We start from the raw sequence: 14,761 nt of genomic DNA, 5'->3' as shown, positions 1-14,761 counted from the left end.
GCTCACCACGGACGAGGCGGAGCGGGGCGCCGGGCAGGGCCTCGACCCGGAGGGCGGCTGTCGCCGCCGGTCCGGTCCGGGGGTGTCAGAGCTGCGACAGCTCGTCCACCAGGTCGTCCAGGCCCAGGGAGCCCTGCGAGAGGGCCGCCATGTGCCAGGCCTTCGGATCGAAGGCGTCGCCGTGCCGTTCGCGGGCCTTCTCCCGGCCCAGCAGCCAGGCGCGTTCGCCCAGCTTGTAGCCGATGGCCTGGCCCGGCATGGACAGGTAGCGGGTCAGCTCGCTCTCCACGAAGTCCGCGGGGCGGCTGCTGTGCGCGCCGAAGAACTCCTGTGCCAGCGCGGGTGTCCAGCGCTCGCCGGGGTGGAAGGGCGAGTCGCCCGGGATCGTCAGCTCCAGGTGCATGCCGATGTCGATGATGACGCGCACGGCCCGCATCATCTGCGCGTCCAGGTAGCCGAGCCGGCGCTCCGGATCCGTCAGGAAGCCCAGCTCGTCCATCAGGCGCTCCGCGTACAGGGCCCAGCCCTCGGCGTTGGCGCTCACCATGCCGACGCTGGCCTGGTAGCGGGAGAGGTCCTCGGCGACGTGCTTCCACTGGGCCAGCTGCAGGTGGTGGCCGGGCACGCCCTCGTGGTACCAGGTCGACACCAGGTCGTAGACCGGGAAGCGCGTCTCGCCCATGGTCGGCAGCCAGGTGCAGCCCGGTCGGGAGAAGTCGTCGGAGGGCGGCGTGTAGTACGGCGCGGCGGCGCTGCCCGGAGGGGCGATGCGGGACTCCACCCGGCGCACCCGCTCGGCCAGGTCGAAGTGGGTGCCGTCGAGCGCGTCGATCGCCTCGTCCATCAGGGACTGCAGCCACTGCCGCACCTCGTCGACGCCCTCGATGTGCGTGCCGTGCTCGTCGAGGTGCGCCAGCGCCACCCACGGTGTGGCCGCGCCCGGCAGGATCTTCTCGGCCTCCTGCCTCATCTCGCGGAGCAGCCGGTGGTACTCGGACCAGCCGTACGCGTACGCCTCGTCCAGGTCGAGGTCGGTGCCGTTGAAGTAGCGGACCCAGCGGGCGTACCGTTCACGGCCCACGACGTCCGGGGCTCCCTCGACGGCGGGCGCGTACACGTCCCGCATCCAGTCGCGCAGCCCGACGACGGCCTCGGTGGCCGAGCGGGCCGCCGCGTCCAGCTCCGACCGCAGCGCCTCGGGACCGGCGGAGGCGAACTGCTCGAACCAGCCGGGCCCGGCCCCGTCGGTGGGCGCCCACTCGCCGAGCTGCCCGACGAACGTGGCGGTGGCGCGCGGCCCGCCGTACAGCTTCCGCTCCAGACCCAGCGCCAGGGACTCCCGGTAGCCCTCCAGCGCGGCCGGGACCGCGCGCAGCCGCTCGGCGACCGCCGCCCAGTCCTCCTCGGTCCGCACCGGCGTCACGGTGAACACCTGGCGCACCGAGTGCGCGACGGAGCTCAGATTGCTGACGGAGCGCAGGCCCTCCTCGGCCTCGTGCACGGCGAGTTCCGCGGTGAGCCGCTCCCGCAGCAGGCGCGCGCACCGGCGCTCGATGTCACTGTCCGCGCCGGGCCGCCGCTCGGCCTCGTCGAGCCGCGCGAGGGTGGCCCGCTGGAGCTCCGCGAGCGCTTCCTGGCCCGCCGGCGACGTGTCGGGCAGACGGCTGGAACTCTCCTGCACGCCGAGGAACGTACCGGTGATCGGATCGAGGGCGACGAGCTCGTCGACGTACGTGTCGGCGACCTGACGGGGCAGCGTGCTGGTGATCTCTGACATGCCGACCATCCTCGTACGCCGACCTTTGGACGTCACCCGGATTGAGCCGTGGGCGAAGGCGGCAGCAGGGGGCCGCAGTCCCACTGCTGGAAGATCAACCGGGTCTCCACGCGCGCCACTTCGCGCCGGGCCGTGAACTCGTCCAGGACCAGTCGCTGCAGGTCCGCCATGTCCGCGACGGCGACATGCACCAGGTAGTCGTCCGGCCCGGTCAGGTGGAAGACGGTCCGTGACTCCGGCAGCGCGCGGATCCGCTCCACGAACGGCCCCACCAGCTCCCGCCGGTGCGGCCGGACCTGCACCGACAGCAGCGCCTCCAGGCCCCGCCCCAGCTTGGCCGGATCGAGCTTCAGCCTGTGCCCGAGGATCACGCCCGAGCGGCGCAGCCGGGTCACCCGGTCCAGGCAGGTCGACGGCGCCACCCCCACCTGCGCGGCGAGGTCCCGGTAGGTCGTCCGGGCGTCGTTCTGCAACAGCCGCAACAGATGGAGATCCACCGGATCCAGTACGACAGATTCAGCCACTGGCCGAACGTAGCACGGGCCGCGCACCCTCTGACCCGGTCGGTGTTCACCCTTCCGTCCATGGAGACCGTGAGCAGGGGCGCCTACGACGGCGTAGGCACCCACGACGACGTACGCAGCCACGACGCCGTACGTACCGCATCGAGAGCACTCGCCACCGAGGCCGTGCACGCCGGCCGGGACGACCTCGCCGGACAGGGGCTGCACGCCCCGCCGATCGACCTGTCCACCACCTACCCCTCGTACGACAGCCGCGGCGAGGCCGCCCGCATCGACGCCTTCGCCACCACCGGCGCGGAGCCGGACGGCCCGCCGGTGTACGGGCGGCTGGGCAATCCGACCGTGGCCCGGTTCGAGGCCGCGCTGGCCCGGCTGGAGGGCACCGAGGCCGCTGTCGCGTTCGCCAGCGGCATGGCCGCGCTGAGCGCCGTGCTGCTGGCCCGGGCCTCGACGGGACTGCGGCACGTCGTGGCCGTACGGCCCCTGTACGGGTGCAGCGACCATCTGCTGACCGCCGGGCTGCTCGGCTCGGAGGTGACCTGGACCGATCCGGCCGGCATCGCGGACGCGCTGCGTCCGGACACCGGGCTGGTGCTGGTCGAGTCCCCGGCCAATCCGACCCTGGCCGAGATCGATCTGCGGGCCGTCGCCCACGCCTGCGGATCCGTGCCGCTGCTCGTCGACAACACCTTCGCCACGCCCGTCCTTCAGCGGCCCGCCGAGCAGGGGGCACGGCTGGTGCTGCACAGCGCCACCAAGTATTTGGGCGGGCACGGGGATGTGCTGGCGGGCGTGGTGGCCTGCGACGAGGAGTTCGCGGGACGGCTGCGGCAGGTGCGGTTCGCCACGGGCGGCGTGCTGCATCCGCTGGCCGGTTATCTGCTCCTGCGGGGCCTTTCGACGCTGCCGGTGCGGGTGCGGGCCGCCTCCGCGAACGCCGCCGAACTCGCCCGCCGTCTGGCCGCCGACCCGCGCGTGGCCCGTGTCCACTACCCGAGCATCGGCGGCGCGATGGTCTCCTTCGAGGTGCACGGCGATCCGCACGAGATCATCGCCGGGGTCCGTCTGATCACCCCGGCCGTGAGTCTCGGCAGCGTGGACACGCTCATCCAGCACCCGGCGTCCATCAGCCACCGCATCGTCGACGCCGACGACCGGCGCGAGGCCGGCGTGAGCGACCGGCTGCTGCGCCTGTCGGTGGGGCTGGAGGACGTCGACGACCTGTGGGCCGACCTGGACGGAGCGCTGGGAGAGCGGTCCGCCCTGGCGGCGCTCGGAGCCTGAACGGACGACGGCCCGGCGCGTTCCGCCGGGCCGTCACCTTCCCGGGACTAGTCGCGCCCGATCCGCTCGGTGTCGTACGGCAGGCCCGCCGTGACCGGGGCCGCCGCCAGCCGGGCCGTGATCACCAGGGTGCCCTCCTCGACCTGGTAGTCGAGGGGGAGACCGAGGCCGCGCATCGCGGCCACCATGCCGGTGTTGGACGCCTGCGTCACGGCGTACACACTGGCGCAGCCCGCCTCCGCCGCCATCGCCACCAGCCGGTTGAGGAGTTCTCCGCCGATGCCCCGCCGCTGCCAGGCGTCCTCGACGATGAGCGCGACCTCCGTCTCGTCGCCGTCCCACAGGAGATGACCGAGGCCGACGACGCGCCCCGAGGCGGTCTGCACCGCCAGGGTGCGGCCGAAACGCGGGCTGAGCAGGTGGTTCAGATAGCGGTCCGCGTCGCCGACCGGCCCGTGGTACCGCATCTTCAAGGTCCGCTCCGAGCACCGCTCGTGCATCTCCCGCGCGGCCCGGAGATCGCGTGTGTCGGCCCGGCGCACGGTGATGTCACCGCCCTCGGGCAGCGTCAGCACGTCCCGGCCGCGCGGCAGGCGCGGGCCGAGCCGGGAGTCCAGCTCCACCAGCGCCCGGGCCCGGGCGAACTCGGTCGGCGTGAACGGCAGATACGGCCGCTCCACGGTGATCACTCCGCCTTCCGGGGCACGCAGCCGCATCACGGTGTCCTCCAGGGCCCCTTCGACCGGCACCCCCTCGGGCGCCCGGCCGTGGACCGGTTCGGCGGGCAGCGAACGGATCGTGCACCGGCCCAGCAACTGCCGCAGCGCCAGCGGCAGTTCCGCCGCGTCCAGGGCGGTACGGGCGGCCAGGTCCAGCACGCGGGTCGGGGCGTCGACCAGGTCGTGGGCATCGGCCCGCTCGATCCAGGTGTCGGCGCCGCCCGCCGCTGACACCGCGTCGGTGATCCCGTCGGCGGCCAGCTCGCCCGGGGCACGCAGCAGGAACTCGTCCACCGTGCCCGCCGCCAGCGGATGCGTCTGCAGACTCAGGATGTCGACCCGACGCTCGGCCAGGGCCGTGCACAGCGCGGCCAGCGAGCCCGGTGCGTCCTTCACCGTCGTCCGCATCCGCCACAGCACGGTCTCCCCGGCGGTGACCGGGGCCGACGGGGCGGACGGCCCGGCCTGCTGAACGGCGGACAGCGGCCGGGCACCGGTATCGAGCCTCGGCGGTGCGTGGTCGTGGCGCCGTTCCCGCCAGGCGCGGAAGGCCGTGGCCATCCGCTGCCAGTGGTGCGTGAGGCAACCGTTGTTCGTGCGCGTCACATCAGACATGTCTCGACTCATGCAGCCACTGTGAAGGAATCGTGTTGCGTGATCACGAACGCATTGTGACTGATGGGTAAAGAGGCCTTCTGTGCCTTTTTGTTGTCGTTTTGACGAATGCGGTGCGGTGGGGGCGCACCTGGCGCACCGGACGGGATCACGTCATGCCGCTCTCTCCTCCGCGAGCGCGTCGCGCAGGCGGCGGGCCTGGGTGACCAGCCGGGACGAGCCGCGCCGGCTCGCCGCCTGCGCCAGGTGCGGCAGCTCGTCCTTGGCACCCGTCCGCTCGGCGCACTCGGCGCCCACCGCCAGCAGGTCCCCGAGCCCGCGGGCCGCGACGGAGGCACCGTCGGCGGCGAGAGCGGCCAGCATGACGGGCAGGGTGTGCCGCAGCACGCTCCAGACGGTGGCGTGCGCACCGGTGGCCGCCGCCGTGCGCACCGACTCGGCGAGCCGCAGCGGCTTCACCGCCCCGCGCCGCACCAGCAGCCCGAGGTCCGCGCCCAGCCGGCCCGCGTCGAGCCGGCCGCACGCCGCCAGCACCAGCAGTGCGTCCACGGCCGCGAGCCGGTCCTCCGGGTGCCGTGCGCCGAGCCCGTACGCCAGCCCCAGGTGCAGGGCCTCGCCCGCCTCGCCGCCGGATTCGGCGAGCCCGGGCAGGATCGAGGCGGCACCCCGTGTGTCGTCCACGGCCAGGGCGGACAGGTCGTGCAGCATCCGCGCGGCCACGAGTTCGCGCCGCTCGGGGAGGAGGGCCGTCCAGTGCTGCCGTATGCCGTCGTCCCAGTGGTAGCAGCGCCAGCGGTCCGCGAAGACGCTCACCGGACGGCCCAGGTGCCGGAACTCCGGGGGGAAGTCCTCCTGGAACTCCGTGAGTTCGCCGAGCTCGACGAGGACGCGGGGCCCGGAGGTCCGCAGCCTGGACGTCGGCAGCGCCGGAGCGTCGGAGGTCAGCCACCGGGCGAGCCGCGTCCCCTCCCGTGTGCCGAGCGCCGCGGCACGCTCCGCGGCGGCCGCGGCCGCCGCACGGTCGGCGCGGCCGACCCGCAGCAGCGCCTGCGCGAAATCGGCCTCCGACACCCGGGCGCCCAGGCGCCGGTACGCCTCCAGCCGGTCCACCAGCTCGCCGGGCTCCAGCAGGCCCGTGCTCCAACTGGGCGTCGACAGCAGGAACGGCAGCGGCTCGGTGCGGATCCGGTACGCCACCTCCCACAGGCGCGCGGCGAAGGCCCTGCAGAGGGCTGCGTGGACACAGCCGAACGTCGGTGAGCCCTGCTGGACAGCGGCCTGCAGCGTGGCGGTGGGCACCTTCCCCAGCAGCGTCGCGAGGACCACCTCAAGGTTCTGCGGCGCGTGGTCGAAGTAGTCCTTCGCCCGGAAGTGGACGGGATCGGCGGTGACCCACCACCGGTGTGCCACCACCGGCCCGAGCGCGTCTACGAGCGCGTCGCGGTCCCGGTGGGCATGGCGGACCAGACCGTCCAGGGTGCGCTCGAACACTGGCACGTCGCCACCGGACGCCAGCAACGCCCCGACCTCTTCGGCCAGTTCGGCCACCGACCCCGGCGCGGCCGAGAGCCGCACCGCCTGCGGAGCGGGCGGCAGCACCTCCTCGTACGGCACCGGCTCCGGCGTCCAGGGGGTGGCGCCGAGCGTCCGGACCGCCCGGCTGCGCAGGACCGGGACCAACTGCTCCGCCGCGACCGCGAGCTCGTCCCGCACCTCCTGCGCGCCGATCTTCCCGGCGTGCCGTTCCGCCAGCTTCAACGCCCGCTCCTGCACGTCCGAGTCCTCGTGCCCGAAGGCCTGCGCCACCACCGGCAGCAGTTCCCCGGCCGCGGACGCGTCACGCGCCAGTACCTTCCCCAGCAGGACGAGCTGGGCGCGCACCAGCTTCTTCTCCGTGCGGAACAGCACCCCGCTCGACATCTCCGCCAGCCGCCGCGCCGTCAGCTCCCCGTCCAGCGCGAGGGCGCCGAGCACCGACTGGGCGTGCGAGGCGACCACGGCGACGGCGTCGGAGGCGAGCGCCAGCCAGTCGGCCGTCCGCTCCCGCTCCTCGTGGCGGTGGAGGTCCAGTGCCCGCAACACCCTCAGGAACAGGCGCTGATCGGCCAACGGGCCACCCCGCAGGAGCCGCGCCACACACGCGTCGACCGTCGCCTTCCGGTCGAGCACGCCCTCGACGGTCAGCCGGGCGATGGCCGACGGCCAGCTGTCCGGTCCCTCACCGGACAGCCACGCGAACAGGGAGCCGATGTCGTCCGTCTCGAAGAGCGCCGCGACCAGCTCGGTCACGTGCGGATCCCGCCGGAGACGGTCGCACACCGTGCCCCCGAGGTGCCAGGTACCGCCGACATGGCCCAGCCAGCCCCGCACATAGGCGTCCGTCGTCGGCACCGGGCAGCCCGACAGCCGCACCAGACCGGACATCAGCTCGAAGGGCACACGGGCGCTCACCGGGCGCTGCGCGAGCCGGTGCGTGACGTCGGCGAGCCAGTCGGAGTCGCGGTCGCCCAGGACGTGCAGCAGCACCCCGGGAGACGCCTGCGACCAGCGCATGTCCGTGGCCGCCAGCCAGCCGGCCACGCCCGCCGCACCGGTCTGGCACGCCGCCCCCGCCGCGTGCAGGGCGGGATAGGCGCGGCGGGACTCCGCGCTCCACGGCTCCGCCCTCAGATCCTTGCGCAGCGCCTTCAACTCGGGGAGGTACGCGCGTCGTTCCGCGTCCGTCAGCCCGTCGAGCAGCTCCACCACGTCGGCCGTCCGCCCGGCCCGCACCGCGTCCATCAGCGCACTCATCGCACACCCCCGTCGACCCGTACCGTGCCCTGCTCCACCGCGGCGCCCCGCCGCACCATGCGCACCGCCAGCGCGTGTTTGCACGGACCACGCCCGCCCCGGTAGCGGGCCCACCACAGGCAACTGCAGCTGAGCACACCCGCCGCGTCGCGCACCCGGTGCACATGATCGTCCTCGGCCGTCACCGTCCCGAGCTCGCCGTCCAGGGCGACCGCGCCCGCGGCCACCAACGCGCGGGCCGACCGCAGCCGCGGGTTGTGCCGCTCCGCGCGGTCGGCGTCGTACGGCAGCTCCCGGTGGAAGTAGGCCGCCTCCGCCGTGTCGTACCCGACCCGGCCCGACGTGCCCAGGCGGACCAGGGCGGCGCGGACGCGCTCGGCCGTCAGACCCGATCCGGCCGCCAGGCCGGCGACGTCGATGCGCGGTTCCCAGGCGAGGAGCACCGCGATCAGCTCGGCGTCCCCGGCGGCCTCGTCGGTGGCGAGCGCGTCGAGCACACCGCCCTCCCCGGAGAAGCCGCGGGAGGCGTCGGGCGACAGGGTCAGGGTGAGCCGCATGCCCGGCAGCACCGCCTCCCAGGCGGAGGCCGTGGCGGCGGCGCCCGAGGTCACGGCGGGGCCGTACACCCGCAGCGCCGTCGCGTGCCGCAGGACCCGCTGGAGCGCGGCCAGCCGCTCCGGGCCCGGCAGGCACACCGCGCCGGGCACCGCACGCGTCGTCGGCCGCAGCACGTGCCCGGCCGGCACCACCCAGCGCGGGGGCGCGGAGACGCTGCGTGCCCCGCCCCGGGGCAGCGCGCGCAGGAACCGCACGGCCTCGGCGGCGGTCAGCTCGGCCCGCAGATCGAAACCGGCCGCTGTCACCTGCGCCTCGGCGAAGCCGCGCAGCCACCGGTTGGGCAGCGGCACCTTCTTCTCCACGACCGGACCGTCCAGGGTGGTCACGGCGAGTTCCTCGGGCCCGACCCGCAGATGGAGCGGGTCGTGCGCGCCGATACGCGAAAGCGCCTCGCGCAGCGGGTTGTTGACGTCGACGTTGGTCGTGCCGTGCCCCACCTCGTCGCCGTCCAGGCCGCCCGCCAGCACGTCCAGACGCGCGTACACCCCGCCGCAGCCGGAGAAGGACTCGAACCGCAACCGGTCGCCGTTGCCCGTCACCACCGGGTCCAGCGAGGCGCGCAACTGCGGCTGGTAGTACCGCGCGGCGGCCACGTCGGCCACCGCCAGCAGTCCCGCCGACGCCACCTGAGGCGACGTCAGGAAGCCGGTGAAGAACCGCGGATGGTCCACCGTGCCCGAAGGTGTGGCACCCCGGGAGGTCTCCAGCCCGAGGCGGGGTCCGCCCGCAGCGGACTCCAGCACGGAGGGTCGTCGATAGGCCACGGCCTGCAAAGATCGCGTCATGTGAAGACCGTACGGTCCACCACTGACAATCGGCCCTGACCTGCGGAAACAGCCTTTATGGAGGGCGAGTTGACGGTGTCTGGGACGTGCCGCGCACGGGGATGGCACCGGTGCGCGGCACGTCCCCGTGCTAGGGGAGCCGCGGGCCGGGCGGCGCCGCGGACGGGGGAGTCACTGGCCGACCAAACCCGGCCGCAGGGCCTTGGTGAACAGCACCGTGCCGTCCTGCTCCCGCAGCCGCACCGTCAGCTCGCCGCTGTCGCCGTCGATGTGGACCTCGCCGAAGAACTGGTAGCCGCCGGCGGGCGAGACGTTGGCGGTGGTCGGCGCCTTCACGAACACCCGCTCGGGACCGAAGGTGTCGTCGAGCGCGTTGGCCGGGAAGGCACCGGCGTTCAGCGGCCCGGAGACGAACTCCCAGAACGGCTCGAAGTCGGTGAAGGCGGCCCGCGACGGCTGGTAGTGCTGGGCCGAGGTGTGGTGCACGTCGGCCGTCAGCCACACCGTGCCGGTGATCCGCCGGTGCTTGACGAACCGCAGCAGCTCGGCGATCTGCAGCTCACGGCCGAGCGGTGCTCCCGGGTCGCCCTGCGCCACGGCCTCGATGTTCCGCCTGCCCTCCGAGGTGTCCGGCACGACCAGGCCCAGCGGCATGTCGGCGGCGATCACCTTCCACACCGCACGTGACGCCGCCAGCTCCCGCTTGAGCCACTCCAGTTGCTCGCGGCCCAGGATGCCCTGCGGGTCCACGGTCTCGGTGCCGGGCGAGTTGGCGTCGCGGTACGTCCGCATGTCCAGCACGAACACGTCGAGCAGCGGCCCCTGCCGCAGCACGCGGTACACACGGCCCTCCCGCGCGCCAGGCCGCAGCGTGGAGATCGGGAAGTACTCGCTGAACGCGCGCCGGGCCCGGGCCGTCAGCACGTCGACGCTCTTCTCGGTGTAGCGGGTGTCCGTGTCGGCGATGACCTGGCCCGGGTACCAGTTGTTGCGCACCTCGTGGTCGTCCCACTGCACGATCGACGGCACCTGGGCGTTGAAGCGGCGCATGTTCGCGTCGAGCAGGTTGTAGCGGAAGGTGCCGCGGAACTCGGCCAGGGTCTCGGCCACCTTGGACTTCTCCTCGGTGGTGACGTTGCGCCAGGTGCCACCGCCCGGCAGGGGAGCGGTCGCCGCGATGGGGCCGTCGGCGTAGACGGTGTCGCCGCTGAAGAGGAAGAAGTCCGGGTCGAGCCGGGCCATCGCGTCGTAGATGCGGTAGCCGCCGATGTCCGGGTTGATGCCCCAGCCCTGCCCCGCCAGGTCGCCGGACCACACGAAGCGCACCCCGTCGCGCCGCCGTACCGGCACGGTGCGGAAGGTGCCGGTGACCGGCTCGCCCATCCGGCGCGGGTCGTCCGGGTCGGCGAGCAGCACCCGGTAGTGGATCTGCTCGCCCGGCGGCAGCCCGCGCAGCCGGGTCGTGCCGGTGAAGTCCGTGCCGGCGCCGAGCAGCGGACCGTGCCATCTGCGCGCGTTGCGGAAGGACTCGGTGGCCGACGTCTCGACGATCATCCGGGCCGGACGGTCCGAGCGTACCCACACCAGACCGGAGTTCGACGTCACGTCGCCCGTCTGCACGCCCCACTCCGCCTTCGGACGCCCGGACAGGGCGAAGGCCGGTGCCGTGCCGAGGACGCCGGGCAGGGTCAGGGCCGCCGACGCGGCGAGGGAGCCGCGCAGGACGCTGCGGCGACCGGGCAGGGGACGGTGTGACATGGATGCGCCTCCACGGACGTGATCCGGCCAGTGTGCGGTGCCACAACTACGCGTGCCGCGCGGCACGCACGCAAACCCCAAGTGAACAACTGACCGCGGGGGCCGGGGAACCGGCGTGCGGCGCTCAGCCGGCCATCGCTTCGGCCATCAGTCGTACGCCCGCACGGATCCGGGCAGGCGGCACGTGCGCGTACCCCATCACCAGCCGCACTCCCTTGCCGCCGGTGCCCGGGTCGTCGGCACGCGCGTGCGCGCAGTCCGTCAGCGGGCGCACCGCCACCCCGGCCGCCGCCAGCCGCGCCAGAAACCGGTCCTCAGGCCCGTAGCGCTCCGGGAACGCGGCGATCACGTGGAGCCCCGCGGCGATCCCGGACACCTCCGCGCCGGGGAAGTGCTCCGCCAGGGCGGCGACCAGCGTGTCGCGCCGCTCCCGGTAGGCGCGCTGGCAGCGGCGCAGTTGGCGGTCGTAGTCGCCGTGCTCCAGGAACCGGGCGAACACTGCCTGGTCCAGGGTCGGATGGCCGAGATCCATCGTCCGCTTGCGCTCGACGATCTCGTCGGCCCAGGACTGCGGAACCAGCAGCCAGCCCAGCCGCAGCCCCGGTGCGAGGGACTTGCTGACCGAGCCCGTGTAGGCCACGTGTTCCGGGTCGAGTCCCTGGAGCGCGCCCACGGGGGCACGGTCGTAGCGGAAGTCGCCGTCGTAGTCGTCCTCCAGGACGACCCCGTCCACCGACCGCGCCCAGTCCAGCAGTTCCGCGCGGCGCCGCGCCGAGTAGGCGATGCCCGTGGGGAACTGGTGGGCGGGCGTCACCACGACGGCCCGTACGCCCGACGCCCGCAGCGGTTCCATGACGACTCCCTCGCCGTCCACGGGCAGCGGCACCGCGGTGACCCCGGTCGAGGCGTACAGGGCGTCGTGCTGCGGGCTGCCGGGGCTCTCCACGCCGACCGTGCGCACCCCGCGCGCGTGCAGCACGAAACCGAGCAGCGCGGTCGCCTGGGCCACCCCCGAGACGACCACGATCCGCTCCGGATCGGCCACCACGCCGCGCCGCCGCGCGAGCAGTTCGGCCAGCGCCGTGCGCAGCCGGGGCAGGCCGCGCGGATCGGGATAACCGAGCTCCTGGTGCGGCAGCTCCGCCAGGACGCGGCGCTGCGCCGCGGCCCACGCGGAGCGGGGGAACAGCGACAGGTCCGGGGTGCCGGGCACGAAGTCGGCGCGGGCGCCGGGGGAGCGCGGAGCGAGGTCGTGCGCGCGGGGCCGGGCGGCCCGTACGGCACCGCCCACCCAGGTCCCGGCGCCCCGGCCGCTGCGCAGGTAGCCCTCGGCCGTCAACTGCTCGTACGCCTCCGTGATCAGCCCGCGCGACACGCCGAGGTCGGCGGCCAGATCCCGGCTGGACGGCAGCCGGGTGCCCGGCGCGAGCCGGCCCGAGCGGACGGCCTCCCGCAGCGCCGCTTGGAGGGAACGGCCGCGCGTGCGGGCCGGAGCCGAGGCGGCCGGCAGCAGCAACTCCCAGGCGGCGGAGGCGCCGTGCCCGGCTGGACCCGTCTGCGATGACGTCATGGTCCGGACTCTAGAGGCACCTCGCAGAAGGACACCGCCCCGGCCGGGTGCTCCGCGCCGGGCCCCGGCCGCGGTCAGCGGCTGCCGTCGAGGACGACCCGGGCCACCAGCGCCGGGTCGTCGTTCATCGGGACGTGGCCGCAGCCGGGCAGCCGCACGAGCCGGGCCTTGGGCATGACGCCCTTGGCGCGCACGCCCTGCCGGGGCACGAGCAGCCGGTCCTTGTCGCCCCACGCCACGGTGACCGGCACGCCGACGACGTCCTCGGTGAACTGGACGGTCTTTCCCGAGCGAAGCGTCTCGGTGAACCCCTGGGCTCCGGCCAGCGCCAGCGTCTCGGCGACCACGGCCTCGGGAGAACGGCGGCCCGGCCGGGCGTAGATGGTGCTCGTCAGCAGCGTACGGCCGACCGCCGGGCGGGCCAGCCGCTCGACCAGCGGCCGCGGCATCCGCCGGGCGATCTGCCGCATCGTCATCAGCATCGCGAAGGCGTAGCGCCGCTCGGCCTCGCTCCAGAACCCGGCCGGGGACAGTGCGGTGACGGACCGGACGAGCCGGGCCCGGCCGAGCTCCAGGGCCAGCAGCCCGCCCAGCGAATTGCCCGCCACATGCGGCCGGTCGATCTCCAGGGCCTCGCACAGCGCGGCGAGTACGGCGTTCATCGTGGGCAGGTCGTGCGCCATGCCGTCCGGGAGCGCCTCGGACCGGCCGCACCCGGGCAGGTCGATGGCGATCACGTCGCGCTCGGCCGCCAGGGCGGGTATCACCGGGTCCCACACCTGCCGGTGGTGACCTATGCCGTGCAGCAGCAGCAACGGTTCGCCGCTGCCCACACGCAGGTACGACACGGTCACGGGCCTCGGGCCGTGCGGTGAGGCGACCTTGAAGGAGACGGTGGCGGACATGGAGGTGCTCCTCGTCTGGGGACTCGCTGAGCAGGACGGGCAGGCGGGGCCGGCGGGTTGACGGACGGGCTGACGGGCCGGCGGTACGGGCCGACGGACGCCGTAGACAGCTTGTCAGCAATTACTACTGACGGGTAGCCCCTGGGTGGAGACCCGTATGCCCCACCCGGCACGTCGGCACCCCGGGTGGCGAGACGTGCGCCCCGCCTGGCTCGCCGCACCCCCGGAGGGGACACGTATGCCCCACCCGGCCCCGCCTGGACACAGCCGCACCCGTCGGCTGGGATGGTGCCGTGACCACCGACACCGCGACCGCCGTCTTCGAAGAGCACCGTCCCGTCCTCCTGGGAGTCGCCTACCGCATGCTGGGCCGCGTGGCCGACGCGGAGGACGTGGTCCAGGAGGCCTGGTTGCGCTGGTCGGGCGCCGACCACGGCAACGTGCGCGAGTCGCGTGGCTACCTGGTGCGCATCACCACCCGCCTCGCCATCGACCGACTGCGGCAGATCAAGGCGCGCGGTGAGACGTACGTCGGCCCGTGGCTGCCCGAGCCGTACGTCACCGACTTCGGGGACACCGCCCCCGACGCCGCGGAGCGGGCCGTGCTCGCCGACTCCGTCTCCCTCGCCGTCCTCGTCGTCCTGGAGTCGCTGTCGCCGCTGGAGCGCGCGGTGTTCGTGCTGCGGGAGGCCTTCGGTTTCCCGTACGCCGAGATCGCGGCCATGCTCGATCGCGAGGAGCCAGCGATCCGTCAGCTCGCGACCCGGGCCCGGCGGCACGTCGAGGAGCGCCGGCCGCGCTACGAGGTGGACCCCGCGCAGCGCCGCGACCTCACCGAGCGGTTCCTGGCCGCCGCGGCGGGCGGCGACCTGGAGAGCCTGATGGAACTGCTGGCTCCGGACGTCCGGCTCGTCGGCGACAGCGGCGGCAAGGCGCGGGCGCCGCTGCGGGTGCTGGAGAGTGCCGACAAGGTGGGCCGCTTCCTCGTCGGTGCCGCGCGGAAGGGCGTACCGGGTCTGTCCGCCCGCATCCTGGAACTCAACGGCGGCCCGGCGGTCCTGGCGCTCTCCGGCGACAAGCCCGACTCCGTCTTCCAACTGGACGTCGCCGACGGCCGCATCCAGGCGATCTACATCATCCGCAACCCCGACAAACTGCGGTCGCTGGCCGAGGTGGAGGACGGGGCCGAGGACGGGCCGGGAGCGGCGCAGGGCTGAGCGGAAGGACGCCTCACCGGGAGGCCGCGTGCGGTGCGGCCGGGACGGTGGTCCGGCCGGGCACACCTGACGACGGCCCTGCGCCCCCGTCCCGTCCCGTCCGCCGGCAACCGGCGCTCGGTCGGGCCCTGTCCCCGCCACTGACACGTGCCGCCACGCTACTGCCTGGGGGATCGCGATTGGTCTTGACCAAGGG

The 14,761-nt window shown here is 74.1% G+C and carries 10 protein-coding genes; 2 read left to right on the top strand and 8 right to left on the bottom strand.

Annotated elements, in window-relative coordinates:
• Positions 1 to 85: 85 nt before the first annotated feature.
• Together ACFPZJ_RS06930 and ACFPZJ_RS06925 are read right to left on the bottom strand one after the other, a co-directional pair.
• Positions 86 to 1,777: a DUF885 domain-containing protein gene (locus tag ACFPZJ_RS06930; RefSeq protein WP_381018660.1), complete on the bottom strand. Its 1,692-nt coding sequence runs from the start codon at positions 1,775 to 1,777 to the stop codon at positions 86 to 88.
• A 32-nt stretch (positions 1,778 to 1,809) separates the two neighbouring features.
• Positions 1,810 to 2,301: an Lrp/AsnC family transcriptional regulator gene (locus ACFPZJ_RS06925; protein ID WP_381018659.1), complete on the bottom strand. Its 492-nt coding sequence runs from the start codon at positions 2,299 to 2,301 to the stop codon at positions 1,810 to 1,812.
• A 60-nt stretch (positions 2,302 to 2,361) separates the two neighbouring features.
• On the opposite strand from ACFPZJ_RS06925, the gene ACFPZJ_RS06920 reads away from it, so the two are divergent.
• A complete protein-coding gene (locus ACFPZJ_RS06920; protein WP_381018657.1) occupies positions 2,362 to 3,585 on the top strand; it encodes a trans-sulfuration enzyme family protein in 1,224 nt (407 codons plus the stop codon).
• Between the two features lie 47 nt (positions 3,586 to 3,632).
• On the opposite strand, the gene ACFPZJ_RS06915 is transcribed toward ACFPZJ_RS06920, so the two are convergent.
• The 6 genes from ACFPZJ_RS06915 to ACFPZJ_RS06890 all read right to left on the bottom strand — a co-directional run bounded on the left by ACFPZJ_RS06915 (position 3,633) and on the right by ACFPZJ_RS06890 (position 13,348).
• The gene (locus ACFPZJ_RS06915; RefSeq protein WP_381018656.1) at positions 3,633 to 4,919 is read right to left on the bottom strand and encodes a GNAT family N-acetyltransferase; all 1,287 of its coding nucleotides are present in this window, start codon (positions 4,917 to 4,919) and stop codon (positions 3,633 to 3,635) included.
• Positions 4,920 to 5,072: 153 nt separating this feature from the next.
• Positions 5,073 to 7,712, bottom strand: coding sequence for a DUF7824 domain-containing protein (locus ACFPZJ_RS06910; RefSeq protein ID WP_381018654.1), 2,640 nt, complete (start codon positions 7,710 to 7,712; stop codon positions 5,073 to 5,075).
• Positions 7,709 to 9,115 (bottom strand): SWIM zinc finger family protein, encoded by a 1,407-nt coding sequence (locus ACFPZJ_RS06905; RefSeq protein WP_381018652.1) that lies wholly within the window; start codon positions 9,113 to 9,115, stop codon positions 7,709 to 7,711. The genes ACFPZJ_RS06910 and ACFPZJ_RS06905 overlap by 4 nt, the downstream gene beginning before the upstream one ends.
• A gap of 171 nt (positions 9,116 to 9,286) precedes the next feature.
• Positions 9,287 to 10,873: an alkaline phosphatase D family protein gene (locus ACFPZJ_RS06900; RefSeq protein ID WP_381018651.1), complete on the bottom strand. Its 1,587-nt coding sequence runs from the start codon at positions 10,871 to 10,873 to the stop codon at positions 9,287 to 9,289.
• A 124-nt stretch (positions 10,874 to 10,997) separates the two neighbouring features.
• Positions 10,998 to 12,443 carry a MocR-like pyridoxine biosynthesis transcription factor PdxR gene (gene pdxR, locus ACFPZJ_RS06895; RefSeq protein ID WP_381018649.1) on the bottom strand — a complete coding sequence of 482 codons (1,446 nt, stop codon included), beginning with the start codon at positions 12,441 to 12,443 and terminating at the stop codon, positions 10,998 to 11,000.
• A gap of 74 nt (positions 12,444 to 12,517) precedes the next feature.
• Entirely contained in the window at positions 12,518 to 13,348 is an 831-nt protein-coding gene (locus tag ACFPZJ_RS06890) for an alpha/beta fold hydrolase (protein WP_381018647.1), read from the bottom strand.
• 293 nt (positions 13,349 to 13,641) lie between these two features.
• On the opposite strand from ACFPZJ_RS06890, the gene ACFPZJ_RS06885 reads away from it, so the two are divergent.
• Entirely contained in the window at positions 13,642 to 14,565 is a 924-nt protein-coding gene (locus tag ACFPZJ_RS06885) for an RNA polymerase sigma-70 factor (RefSeq protein ID WP_381018646.1), read from the top strand.
• Positions 14,566 to 14,761: the final 196 nt, after the last annotated feature.

This window comes from Streptomyces bullii (genome assembly GCF_042657145.1).
Classification (GTDB): domain Bacteria; phylum Actinomycetota; class Actinomycetes; order Streptomycetales; family Streptomycetaceae; genus Streptomyces; species Streptomyces bullii.
This window is presented reverse-complemented; position numbering and strand designations above follow the sequence as displayed.

What these genes read in the sequence shown, in the direction of transcription:
- ACFPZJ_RS06910 (WP_381018654.1), bottom strand. Translation starts at nt 7,712, where the DNA reads ATGAGTGCGCTGATGGACGCGGTGCGGGCCGGGCGGACGGCCGACGTG.
- pdxR (WP_381018649.1), bottom strand. Translation starts at nt 12,443, where the DNA reads ATGACGTCATCGCAGACGGGTCCAGCCGGGCACGGCGCCTCCGCCGCC.
- ACFPZJ_RS06900 (WP_381018651.1), bottom strand. Translation starts at nt 10,873, where the DNA reads ATGTCACACCGTCCCCTGCCCGGTCGCCGCAGCGTCCTGCGCGGCTCC.
- ACFPZJ_RS06905 (WP_381018652.1), bottom strand. Translation starts at nt 9,115, where the DNA reads ATGACGCGATCTTTGCAGGCCGTGGCCTATCGACGACCCTCCGTGCTG.
- ACFPZJ_RS06930 (WP_381018660.1), bottom strand. Translation starts at nt 1,777, where the DNA reads ATGTCAGAGATCACCAGCACGCTGCCCCGTCAGGTCGCCGACACGTAC.
- ACFPZJ_RS06920 (WP_381018657.1), top strand. Translation starts at nt 2,362, where the DNA reads ATGGAGACCGTGAGCAGGGGCGCCTACGACGGCGTAGGCACCCACGAC.
- ACFPZJ_RS06915 (WP_381018656.1), bottom strand. Translation starts at nt 4,919, where the DNA reads ATGTCTGATGTGACGCGCACGAACAACGGTTGCCTCACGCACCACTGG.
- ACFPZJ_RS06890 (WP_381018647.1), bottom strand. Translation starts at nt 13,348, where the DNA reads ATGTCCGCCACCGTCTCCTTCAAGGTCGCCTCACCGCACGGCCCGAGG.